The organism is Ignavibacteriales bacterium, assembly GCA_026390775.1.
GTDB lineage: Bacteria > Bacteroidota > Ignavibacteria > Ignavibacteriales > Melioribacteraceae > Fen-1258.
Window position 1 is genome coordinate 949830 of record JAPLFF010000007.1, and the last position, 11782, is coordinate 961611.

The following is an 11782-nucleotide window of genomic DNA, read 5'->3' on the forward strand; positions in this document are numbered from 1 at the left end:
ACGGAGCTGCTCTGATCGAATCGAACGAAAGCAAATCAAAATCGGAAGATCAAAACGAATCTCTTCAATCCGAAGAAAAACTTTTTGATAAAATGGATAACGCTACTGTTCCGTCCTCTCCCATTAAAAAGTTTTCCCGTTCAAAAAATAATGTGGTTATAACTGGAGTTTGTGCCGGAATTGCTGAGTATATGAAAACGGAACCGGCAAACATCCGGGTTATTGCACTCTTAACGCTCCTATTCGGCGGATGGAGTATCGTTGCATATTTAATAACTGCATCACTAATTCCGGTTGATAAAAATTCTTTGCCTCTTTCTCAACCAGAGATTATATCTATAAGAAAAGAAAATTTCAAAACTGTTGTCGGCGGATTATTAATACTTTTCGGATTTTATTTTGCTTTTAGAATAATTGGAATTGCCAGTAGTTCTAGAATTTTTATTCTTCCAGATGATTTTATCTTTTCTTTAGCAGCTTTTGCAATTGGAATTTATTTTTTAATAATTAAACCTTCAAATACCGAAATAATTTTATCAGTACTACCGGAAAAATTATTTAGATCAATAGCAGATAGAAAAGTAACCGGAGTATGCGGCGGTCTTGCAAAGTATATTGGGATTGATGCAACCATACTTCGCATAATTTTTATCCTTGCTACATTATTAACATTAGGAATATTTGCTTTGCTCTATCTTATTCTTGTTGTTTTTATTCCTTACGAAGAAGGACAAAAATTTGAATAACAGAATCATACTTGGACTTAGTTTTTTGATTTTCGGCATATTTTCAATGCTTAGTGGCCGCAATATAATTTTACTAACATTTGAAGATGTCGTAGGGATTGTTTTTGTTTTTTATTCGATACCAACAGTTTATTCTGCGTTGAATAATGGTGAGAGAGAAAAATTAACTGCATCAACAATACTGTTTTTAGTCGGAGTTGTCTTTTTAGTAAAATCGTATTTTGAGATTCTTGATACACGAGGAATAGTTTTTTTCTCGGTTCTTTTTATAAGTGGTTCCGTTTTAGTAATTCTTTTCATAGAAAACATAAAAGAAAAAATTTTTCTATATGCCGGCATTGCCCTTCTTGTATTGAGTTATTTAAGCATTACTCAATTCAAAAAGTTGGGATTGCTTAACGCTGCGAATAGAATTGGAAATTTGTCCGAAGTATTTTGGCCTGTAATATTGATTGTAATGGGAATGATAATTTTCGTCAACAGAAAAAAGTAATAGCTCTAATTAGCTCTGCCTTTCAGAATTTTACCAGCCGTAGAACTCGATAAATAAATTATCGTTGAAGGTGTGGGTGATCCTTCGTTAGATTCAATTGTAACAAAGTATGATTCTATATTCTCTTTCGGGAGAAACGGAAAAGAATTTATTTTCAAATACTCGCTTCCGCTCGGTTGGTACACACCAAGTGAATAAGATTGACCTTTACTCTGAACCCATACCTGATAACCTTGATTCGGCTGCAGCGGTTTTACATTCTTGAATTGTATCAATCCTTCTTTTTGATTGAAAGAAAGTAAAAGCTGTGCAGAACCTTTTTCTGCTGCGTCTGAGCTTGATAATCCGGTTACAATAATATCTTTGTAATTAAAAAATTCAATTAAAAATGTGTAATTGCTTATAAAATTATTTGCTGCACCAAGTTGATTTTTTAGTGAGTTAACCTGAGCTGTTAAATCATCAACAGTTCCATTGAGGGTTTTGATTGATGTAAACGTAAAATACCCTAGAATAGAAAAAAGAACTATAGATAACAATAACGCTGACAATCCCATAATTCCTGATGAAGCTTTTTCCGGAGAAGTTGGTCTTTGTTGTTCAGTCGTGGCCTGCGCAATTAATTGAGGTGGCGCTATTAAAGATTTCGGCGTTGTTGTTTTATCAGGGGATTCTATTTTTTTAGATCCCATGGTTGGGGTTTTCGGTTCGGGTATTGGTGTTTTAGTTTTTCTGGGGGTAATAGGAATCTGAGCGTCATCATCTCCAAATTGAAAAGCCGATGTTGTTGTTGATGCTTTTCTATCTATAAAACTTATAGATTTATTCTTCGGCGAACCGACTGAGGATTTACTTAATTTTGTTGCTGCTGCAGTTGTTTTTTTCTTCTCTTCAATAATTTTTGTTTTGATCTCTTCTTTCATTCCGATCAATTTTTTTGCAACTAAATCTTTGATTGACGGATCGGGTCTTTCTAAATCAAGAATAACCGGAATCATTGAAATAATATTTTGTAATTCTCCCAATTCTCCTTTCGGTAAGTATCCGCTTTCATCCATATAATCTTTGAACTGCATGTAATTTTGTTTATCCATGCAGCCGGCGGCAAATGCAGCAATCATTTCGCTCAATGCTTTGTCTGCCATCACTCACCCACCAGATTATCTCTTAGACTTGATAAAGCAGTCATAATTTTTCCGCGTACTGTTTCTACAGGAACATTAAGCTTATCGGAAATCTCATCTATCGCATATCCTTCATAATATGCTAAATGTAAAACATATTTCTGCGTATCGGTTAATTTTGATAATGCTTGTTCGATCTTCGGTTTAATTGTGAAGGCTGTGTTAAAATCCAAACTATCCATATCATTTGGAAAAGAGGGAAGAATAAAATAATCCTCATAATCATCATCATAAAATTGAACTGTCGCTCCCGCAGCGCGCGCTCTTCTTAAACTATCAACTGCTTTATTCCGGGCAAGTGTTACAAGCCAGCTAAAAATATTTCCGTTATTTAAATCGAACTTGCCGATTTTACGCCAGATGATTACAAAAACTTCAATGAGTATTTGTTCAGCAGTGGCTTGATCGGGGGAAATTTTCTTAATAACTGTATATAATAGTGATGAGTACCTTTCGTAAAGTTCTTCCAGCGCACGTGATTCAAACTGGGCGATCTCCCGCATTAATTCTAAATCCGATAACTCTTTAAATTTACTCACACTTGTTCAATTTTGTTGAATGTTTACAATCAAAAGTATCATTACTCTATCAAAATTGCAATTGGCAATATGCGGCCAGTTATCAGCGCTCGGCTATAAGCTATTTTTATTATATTTGTTCATTAAAAACTTAGACTGACTTATGACATCGAACGAAATACGACAGCAATTTTTAGATTTTTTCAAAAGCAAAGATCATAGGATTGTACCGAGTGCGCCTGTTGTTCCGCATGGTGATCCAACTCTTCTTTTTACTAATGCGGGAATGAATCAATTTAAAGATGTATTTCTTGGAACCGGTTCGCGTGAATATAAACGCGCTGCCGATACACAAAAATGCATCCGCGTTTCCGGAAAACATAATGATCTTGAAGAAGTTGGTCACGATACTTACCACCACACATTTTTTGAAATGCTTGGCAACTGGAGCTTTGGCGACCCCCCTTCAAAAGACGGAATCGGGGCAGGCTATTATAAAAAAGAAGCGATTGGCTGGGCGTGGGAATTATTAACCGGAGTATGGAAACTTCCAAAAGAAAGAATTTGGGCTACTGTTTATCGGACGGATGATGAAACGTTAAAATTTTGGAAGAGTGAAACTGATATTAATCCGAAACACATTTTAAAGTTTGATGAGAAAGATAATTTTTGGGAGATGGGTGAAGCCGGTCCGTGCGGTCCATGTTCTGAAATTCACATCAACTTAAGCGATGATTATGAAAATCCGAAATATGTAAATGCCGGATTACCGGAGTGCATTGAAATCTGGAATTTGGTTTTCATTCAATACAACCGCGATGAAAAAGGAACACTTCATGAACTTCCGGCAAAACATGTTGATACCGGAATGGGATTTGAACGTGTCTGTGCGATTCTTCAGAAGAAAAATTCCAATTATGATACCGACGTTTTCACTCCAATTATAAAATCAGTTGAAAAACTTTCCGGTGTGAGTTATAAAAAAGAAGAAGATATGATTTCGATGCGCGTTATTGCAGATCATATCCGCACTCTAACTTTTGCAATTGCAGATGGTTTAGAATACGGAATTCCAGATGCTTTACCTAGTAACGAAGGACGTGGATATGTATTACGCAGATTATTACGCCGTGCTGCTGTATATGCGGAAAAGATTAATTTGAATGAACCCTTCCTATTTAAGCTAGTTAATGTTGTCGTTCAAACTTTTGGTCATGTCTTTCCAGAAATAAAAACGAATCAATCTAATATTGAAAAGATAATTAAAGCTGAAGAAGAAAGTTTCAATATAACACGCGATCGAGGAATTGAAGAGTATAATCAAGTTGCTTCTGGCTCATTGTGTAGAGCAATTTCAGAAAAAACTCCATACAATGCTTATGCAATATATGAATTTGAAAATATGGATTGGAGAATTATAATTGACAAGAAAGATGGTGTTAATGTTGAGAAAATATTTTTCAATAACATTAATCCGGAAACATTAAAAAAATATTGTTTAGATAATGTTGTTATTTCAGGCGATGACGTCTTTAAATTGAAAGATACTTATGGTTTTCCAGAAGACCTTACTAATATGATGGCACGCGAAAAAGGATTTTCAATTGACGAATCTCGCTTTACCGAATTGATAGAGGAACAAAGAGAACGCGCAAGAAAATCAACGAAAGAAAAAATGAAAACATTAAAAATGCCTCTTTCTTGGGAAATTAAAACTATTGATTCAACGGAAAATAAAATAATTGTTCCAACCATCTTCACAGGATATGATGAACTTAGAACAGAAGCGGTTGTTGAAAATGTTTTTCCAGATGGAAACAATTTACTTGTTACATTGGATAAAACACCTTTCTATGTTTTCGGTGGCGGACAGGTTGAAGATAAAGGATATTTAATTGTTAACGATAGAAAATTTTACACAGCTGTAATGAAAAACGATAAAACGATTTATCACCTACTCATTAACGAAAAGAAAGATATTGTTCTAGAAAGTGGAACGAAAGTGATAGCCGAAGTTGATAAAAATAATCGCTGGGACATAATGCGCAATCATTCGGCAACACATTTTCTGCACAAAGCATTAAGACAAATTCTCGGTCAGCACGTACGACAGTCTGGTTCATATGTTGGTCCAGACGGCTTCCGCTTCGACTTCACTCATTTCGAAAAAATAAAAGAATCAAAACTTGAAGAGATTGAATTTTTAGTAAATGAAAAGTTGAGAGAAAACTTACCTTTAATTCATCATCGCGACATACCTTTTGACGAAGCAATAAAAATGGGCGCGCTTATGTTCTTCGGTGATAAATACGGCGATAAAGTTAATGTAGTTCAGTTCGGCGACTTCACAATGGAATTCTGCGGCGGCACTCACGTAAAGAATAGTTCGCAAATTGGTTTGTTCAAGATAATAAGTGAATCCTCTATTGCAAGCGGTGTTAGAAGAATAGAAGCAGTAACAGGTGCGGGAGTTGAAAAATATATTAAGGAACAGCAATTGAGAATTGAGAATGGCGAATTGAGAATTAATGAATTGCATGATGAAAAGAAAAAATTAGAGAAACAGCTCGCTGAGTTTCAGCTTAAAGAAAAGCTTGGCGGAATTAATTCGATTGTTTCTTCTCCAATTAATGTGAACGGAATAAATTTATTTAAAGGAAAAGTCTCTGCATCTAATATGGATGAACTAAAATCTATGGGCGATGAACTCCGCGAAAAAATGAAAAGCGGTATTGGTGTGCTTATCTCTCAAATAGAAGATAAAGTAGGAATTGTTGCAGTTGTAAGCGATGATTTGATTAAGGAGAAAAAAATTCTTGCCGGAAATATTGTTAAAGAAGTCGCTAAAATTGTTGGCGGAAGCGGCGGCGGGCGTCCTCATCTTGCAACCGCCGGCGGAAAAGATGTTGAGAAAATTGATGATGCGCTACAATCGTTAGAAGCAATCGTTAAAGGTTTTTAAGTCGGGAAAGTATGCCGCATAATGTTGGCATATCTATGGCTAAAATCAAAAGTCTCTTCCATGTTTTTTAGATGAACCGTATATGTTCTTTCGTTTGTCCGCACAATCTTATCTATACAATCCAGATTAATAATTGTAGCGCGGTGAATCTGCAAGAATAAATTCTTAGGTAAAATTTTTATCCAGTTTCTCAAAGATTTTCTTACAATAATTTTACAACCATCTTTTGTAATAATTTTGCTGTATTCTTTCATTGCAGTAACACAAACCATCTCGGAAAATTTTACGAGTTTCAACTTGTTACCTATCTTAACGAGAACGTGATCATCATTTCCCGAACGTGAAGTAAATTCATCAAAAGTATCAATCTCTTTGTCCAAATGGATCTTTACATTAGTAAACTTTTCAAATCTTTTTCGGACAGAGTTTAATAAACTTATTTCGAGTAAAGTTATAGGAATATAATCGTCGGCACCTAATTCCATTACTTCTCTTTGCTGTTCAAACGATGAATTGTTTGAAATAACGATCATAGGTAAGTTTGCTGTAGCTTCGTTATTGCAGATTTTTTTTATTAACTCTAAATCGTTCTTGCCGTTAGAGAAAAAGAAAAGAATTAAGTCTGGTAAATATCGCGAGGCGATTTCTAAACCATCTTTCTTATTGTGGGAGAAATAAATATCAAAATCAGTTTGTGGAAGAAGCAATTCAATTTGTTTTAGTTCTTCGCTAGCATTCTCGATTACCAAAATTCTTTTCAACAAAACACCAAGATTTAATATGAAAACTTAGAAAACAATTTCGAAAAATCCTTTATCAATATTATTTATTAAAAAATAAGTTTGCATTCTCAATTAAGCCATCTTGTCGCATTCGAAAATCAACTCGTCTGCGACAAAATTGCTGCGCTTGTTGAATATAATTATTCGCTCACAAAAATATTTCAAATTTTGCATACAACATTTTTATTCGAAAAGATTAGTCAATCGTTCTTCAACTAATCAAGAAATAAATTATAAACGGAGAACGAAAATTTTTTTGTCTTATTACAACATCAGAACAGAAATTTCCTATTTAATTTTCAGAATTTCTGTCCAACAAAAACTAAATTAAAATAATTAGAGGTAATTATGTTCGATACTGGAAGTACTGGATTTATGCTTGTCGCATCAAGCTTAGTAATGCTTATGACACCGGGACTTGCATTTTTTTACGGCGGTCTAGTTGGAAGAAAAAATGTATTAGGAATAATGATTCAAAGTTTCGTCTCTTTAGTTTGGACAACCGTACTTTGGTTTGCGTTCGGGTACTCGCTTTGCTTCAGCGGCAGTGAAGGAGGAATCATTGGTAATCTTAACATGGCATTTTTATCGGGAACAAATCTGAATTCTATCTTCACCGGAAATAATCAAATTCCACTTTATGTATTTGTTGCTTATCAAATGATGTTCGCAATTATCACCCCCGCATTGATAACCGGTGCATTTACAAACAGAGTTCGCTTCCCTGCCTACTTTTTGTTTTTAACTATCTGGTTAGTGGGCGTTTATTTCCCGTTAGTTCATATGATTTGGGGCGGCGGTTTACTTGCTCAATGGGGCGTTCTTGATTTTGCAGGTGGGATTGTTGTTCATGCAAGTGCAGGAATGGCAGCGTTGGCATCAGTCTTCTATGTCGGTAAACGGAATGTTTTTGAGCGGGGTCCGCATAGCATTCCACTTGTTGCTCTAGGAACTGGTTTACTCTGGTTCGGTTGGTATGGATTCAATGCCGGAAGCGAATTAAAAGTTGACACAATCACTGTCACAGCTTTTCTTAATACAGATGTTGCGGCATCATTCGCCGGAGTTACTTGGTTGTTCCTTGCGTGGATACTTGAAAAGAAACCTAAATTTATTGGCCTGTTAACAGGTTCTGTTGCGGGACTTGCAACTATTACTCCAGCAGCGGGATTTATTACTATTGGCAATGCTGCAATTATTGGAATTGTTGCCGGAATAGTTTGCTACTTTGCCGTTGCATTAAAAAATAAACTCAAATGGGATGATGCGCTAGATGTTTGGGGAGTTCACGGAGTCGGCGGAACAATCGGTATTATTATGCTTGGTCTATTTGCTTCAAAAGCTGTAAATCCAATGGTTCATGTTGATGGATTATTTATTGGAGGTTCTGCTGAATTCTTTATGAAACAATTAATCTCAGTTATTGCAGTTGGCATTTATTGTTTCTTGTTCACTTATATAATGTTGAAGATAATCAATTATATAACACCTGTAAAAGTAACAAGAGCTGAAGAAGAAGCCGGTTTGGATAGTTCACTGCACGGCGAGATTGCTTACGACTAAGATTAAAAAAACATTTTAGGAACTGCCCGGTAAAACGGGCAGTTTCATTTAATGCTGCTTGTAACGATAACAATTTTCAATATGATCGTTCACCATTCCAACAGCTTGCATAAAAGCATAACAAATTGTAGAACCGACAAACTTGAATCCAAGTTTCTTCAAATCTTTGCTCATCGCATCTGATTCATTTGTCATAGCGGGAATCTCTTTGAGCGATTTCCATTTATTTCTAATTGGTTTACGGTTTACAAATTGCCAAATGTATTTATCGAACGATCCAAATTCTTTCTGTATCTCAAGAAAACATTTTGCGGTTTGAATTGTTACTGCGATCTTTAATCTGCTACGTACAATTCCTTCGTTTTGTAAAAGTTGCTTAATTTTTTTTGAATCATATTTTGCAATTTTCTCCGCATCAAAATTATTAAATGCTTTGCGGTAGTTTTCCCGTTTGCGGAGAATGGTAATCCAGCTTAATCCTGCTTGCGCTCCTTCGAGAATTAACATTTCAAAAAGTTTTCTATCATCATGAACCGGTACCCCCCATTCTTCGTCATGATATTTTATATATAACGGATCATTTGTTGACCAGCCGCAACGTTGTTTCATCTCGTTTCCTTTGTTTAACATTAGTTAAAAGTTATTTGTTATCAGTTATCGGAGAAAAAATAATTATTAACAACCGATAACTGATCACCGATAGCTATTTAATCCAAACTGTTTTGATGTTTACAAATTCTTTTATTCCGTAATGAGAAAGTTCTCTTCCGTATCCTGAATTTTTAATTCCGCCGAATGGCAATCTCGGATCTGATTTTACCATTCCGTTAATAAATACCGAACCGCTTTCTATTTTACTCGCTAACACTTTTGCTTTTGTAATATTTGAAGTCCATAATGAAGCACCAAGTCCGAACGGAGAATCATTTGCAATTTTAATTGCATCATCTTCATCTTTTGCTTTTATTAAACTTGCAACGGGGCCGAATATTTCTTCATCATAAGCAGACATTCCTTTAGAGAGATTCGAAAGAATAGTCGGTTCATAATAAAATCCTTCTTTATTAATTCTTTTTCCTCCGCATAAAACAACAGCGCCCTTTGCAACAGATTGTTTAACTTGTTCGTCAAGTTCATTTAACAAATCTTCACGTGCAATCGGGCCAAGTTCGGTTTCTTTGTCCATCGGATCGCCGATTTTTACTTTACCCATTGCTTCAATAAATTTCTTTTCAAATTCATCATAAATTTTTTCTACAACAATAAATCTTTTTGCGGCAATACAACTTTGACCATTATTAATCAATCGTGCGGTTACTGCTGTTTTAACTGCTTCATCAATGTTAGCATCATTAAGAACAATAAACGGATCACTTCCGCCTAATTCTAAAACTGTTTTTTTTAATTTTGCACCGCACAATTGTGCAACTTGTTTACCTGCCGGTTCACTTCCGGTTAAAGTAACTGCTTTTACAAAAGGATGATCAATTACATCTTTAACCAGTGAAGAGCCGATAAGTAAAGTTTTAAATGTGTTTTTGGGAAAACCGGCTTCCAAGAAGATTTCTTCTATAGCAAGTGCGCTCATCGGAACATTTGATGCGTGTTTAAGCAAACAAACATTTCCCACCATTAAAGTGGGTGTAGCAAAACGGAATACCTGCCAGAACGGAAAATTCCACGGCATAACAGCAAGCACTATTCCGAGAGGATCAAAGCGCACATAACTTTGTGAAGCATCAGTTTGAACAATTTCTTCACTAAGAATTTTTTCTGCATTATCAGAATAGTATTCACAAACCAAAGCGCACTTTTCAACTTCAGAAATAGCTTGAGTTATTGGTTTACCCATTTCAAGAGTTAATATTTTACCATAATATTCTTTTTTATCGCGAAGAATCTTAGCTGCGTTTTTCATGAGTTGCGACCTCAAGGTGAAATTTGTTCCTCTCCATTTGTGAAATGCGGTGTCCGAGCTCTCAATCATTTTAAGAACTTCTTCATTAGTATGTTCAATAAATGTCTTTTCGAGTTTACCGGTTGACGGGTTAATTGTTTGAATAGCCATAATTTTATTCCTGCTTGTGTTAAATAACATCCTTAGAAAAGAATTTTTCGATAAAGAAAAAAAAATTTATTATGTTCCATCTGAAATTACTCAGAAATTCTTTCACAATAAATTATTGTTCTTTATGAAAAAACCCAGTCCTAAAAATTTTGTTCTCGACACAAACGTAATCCTTCACGATCCTACTTGCATAAATCACTTCCAAGAAAATAATATAATCATTCCGCTTGTCGTGATAGAGGAGTTAGACCACTTCAAGCGCGGTAATCAAGTGATTAATTTGAATGCGCGCGAATTTGCCCGCACACTTGATTCAATCACCGGAAATGAAATTTTCAACGGCGGTGTATCTCTTGGAAAAGGAAAAGGCAAAGTACGAATCGTTATTACCCGCGGACTTGCGCAGGAAATCCATGATGTATTCCGCGAAGATAATGTTGACCACAGAGTTCTTAGTGCTGCTCTCGAAGCTAATAAATCCGGGAAAGAAAAAGAGCGGACGATTCTTGTAACGAAAGATGTAAATCTCCGCATGAAAGCAAAAGCACTTGGTATTCCCGCAGAAGATTATACAACCGACTGGGTTACAAATGTAGAAGAGCTTTACAGCGGCAAAACTATTGTCGAGGATTTTGATGACGATATTTTACAGCGGCTTTATCAACCGCCGTTTGAAGTTCCCGCTAAACAAATCCTCAAGAAAATTAAAAATGAAGCTGTGCCGAATAAATTTTTTATAATGCGCAACTCAAGCCGTTCCATACTTTCCTGTCTTGATCAAGAGATGGAAAAATTTAAGCGCATTGATAAACAAGTTGCTTATGGAATTAAACCAAGAAATGCAGAACAAACTTTTGCTGTTGATGCACTTGTTAATTCCGATATCCCTCTTGTTTCAATGACGGGAAAAGCAGGGACCGGAAAAACTTTACTTGCACTTGCATGTGCGCTTCAAGTAAGAAAAAATTATAGGCAGATATATATTGCCCGTCCGGTGGTTCCTTTGAGTAATAAAGATATCGGTTACTTGCCCGGTGATGTAGAAAGCAAGCTGGCTCCTTACATGCAGCCGTTGTGGGATAATTTAAAAGTTATACAAGATCAATTTCCGGAAACCGACAAGAGTTATCAGCTTATTAACGCGCTGATAAAAGATGAGAAACTTGTAATTGAACCTCTTAGTTACATCAGAGGAAGGAGTTTGCAAAGAATTTATTTTATTGTTGATGAAGCACAAAATCTTACTCCTCACGAAATCAAAACAATTATTACACGCGCCGGTGAAGGTGCTAAAATTGTTTTAACTGGAGATATTTACCAGATAGATCACCCTTATCTTGATGCACAATCAAATGGTCTTTCTTATTTGATCGATCATTTCAAAGGACAAAAACTTTACGCACATGTTAATCTTGAGAAAGGAGAACGATCAGAATTAGCAGAACTTGCAAGCAATCTCCTATAAT

The 11782-nt window shown here is 35.6% G+C and carries 10 protein-coding genes; 5 read left to right on the forward strand and 5 right to left on the reverse strand.

Annotated elements, in window-relative coordinates; translation table 11 throughout:
* Positions 1-92 precede the first annotated feature (92 nt).
* Both NTZ27_09400 and NTZ27_09405 read left to right on the forward strand, forming a co-directional pair.
* On the forward strand, positions 93-746 hold the full coding sequence (locus NTZ27_09400; protein ID MCX6174953.1) for a PspC domain-containing protein: 654 nt from the start codon (positions 93-95) through the stop codon (positions 744-746).
* A complete protein-coding gene (locus NTZ27_09405; GenBank protein MCX6174954.1) occupies positions 739-1239 on the forward strand; it encodes a hypothetical protein in 501 nt (166 codons plus the stop codon). Before NTZ27_09400 ends, NTZ27_09405 begins: the two co-directional genes overlap by 8 nt.
* A gap of 5 nt (positions 1240-1244) precedes the next feature.
* Here NTZ27_09405 and NTZ27_09410 read toward each other — a convergent pair whose 3' ends face one another.
* Together NTZ27_09410 and NTZ27_09415 are read right to left on the reverse strand one after the other, a co-directional pair.
* Entirely contained in the window at positions 1245-2384 is a 1140-nt protein-coding gene (locus NTZ27_09410) for an anti-sigma factor (GenBank protein ID MCX6174955.1), read from the reverse strand.
* Positions 2384-2962 (reverse strand): sigma-70 family RNA polymerase sigma factor, encoded by a 579-nt coding sequence (locus tag NTZ27_09415; GenBank protein MCX6174956.1) that lies wholly within the window; start codon positions 2960-2962, stop codon positions 2384-2386. Before NTZ27_09415 ends, NTZ27_09410 begins: the two co-directional genes overlap by 1 nt.
* Positions 2963-3104: 142 nt before the next feature.
* Between NTZ27_09415 and alaS the strand changes: the two genes are divergently transcribed.
* Positions 3105-5903 carry an alanine--tRNA ligase gene (gene alaS / locus NTZ27_09420; GenBank protein MCX6174957.1) on the forward strand — a complete coding sequence of 933 codons (2799 nt, stop codon included), beginning with the start codon at positions 3105-3107 and terminating at the stop codon, positions 5901-5903.
* Here alaS and NTZ27_09425 read toward each other — a convergent pair.
* Positions 5900-6664, reverse strand: a complete 765-nt coding sequence (locus tag NTZ27_09425; GenBank protein MCX6174958.1) for a response regulator transcription factor — start codon at positions 6662-6664, stop codon at positions 5900-5902. The two genes, alaS and NTZ27_09425, sit on opposite strands and share 4 nt — an antisense overlap.
* 369 nt (positions 6665-7033) lie before the next feature.
* On the opposite strand from NTZ27_09425, the gene NTZ27_09430 reads away from it, so the two are divergent.
* Positions 7034-8248: an ammonium transporter gene (locus tag NTZ27_09430; protein ID MCX6174959.1), complete on the forward strand. Its 1215-nt coding sequence runs from the start codon at positions 7034-7036 to the stop codon at positions 8246-8248.
* 48 nt (positions 8249-8296) lie between these two features.
* Here the strand turns inward: NTZ27_09430 and NTZ27_09435 are convergent, their stop codons facing one another.
* A complete protein-coding gene (locus NTZ27_09435; GenBank protein MCX6174960.1) occupies positions 8297-8857 on the reverse strand; it encodes a DNA-3-methyladenine glycosylase I in 561 nt (186 codons plus the stop codon).
* Positions 8858-8951: 94 nt separating this feature from the next.
* Entirely contained in the window at positions 8952-10316 is a 1365-nt protein-coding gene (locus NTZ27_09440) for an NAD-dependent succinate-semialdehyde dehydrogenase (protein MCX6174961.1), read from the reverse strand.
* Between the two features lie 124 nt (positions 10317-10440).
* On the opposite strand from NTZ27_09440, the gene NTZ27_09445 reads away from it, so the two are divergent.
* On the forward strand, positions 10441-11781 hold the full coding sequence (locus tag NTZ27_09445) for a PhoH family protein (GenBank protein MCX6174962.1): 1341 nt from the start codon (positions 10441-10443) through the stop codon (positions 11779-11781).
* The last annotated feature ends 1 nt before the right edge of the window (position 11782 follow it).

Coding starts and splice junctions, on each gene's coding strand:
- NTZ27_09410 (MCX6174955.1), bottom strand. CDS start 2,384: ATGGCAGACAAAGCATTGAGCGAAATGATTGCTGCATTTGCCGCCGGC.
- NTZ27_09430 (MCX6174959.1), top strand. CDS start 7,034: ATGTTCGATACTGGAAGTACTGGATTTATGCTTGTCGCATCAAGCTTA.
- NTZ27_09400 (MCX6174953.1), top strand. CDS start 93: ATGGATAACGCTACTGTTCCGTCCTCTCCCATTAAAAAGTTTTCCCGT.
- NTZ27_09440 (MCX6174961.1), bottom strand. CDS start 10,316: ATGGCTATTCAAACAATTAACCCGTCAACCGGTAAACTCGAAAAGACA.
- NTZ27_09445 (MCX6174962.1), top strand. CDS start 10,441: ATGAAAAAACCCAGTCCTAAAAATTTTGTTCTCGACACAAACGTAATC.
- alaS (MCX6174957.1), top strand. CDS start 3,105: ATGACATCGAACGAAATACGACAGCAATTTTTAGATTTTTTCAAAAGC.
- NTZ27_09435 (MCX6174960.1), bottom strand. CDS start 8,857: ATGAAACAACGTTGCGGCTGGTCAACAAATGATCCGTTATATATAAAA.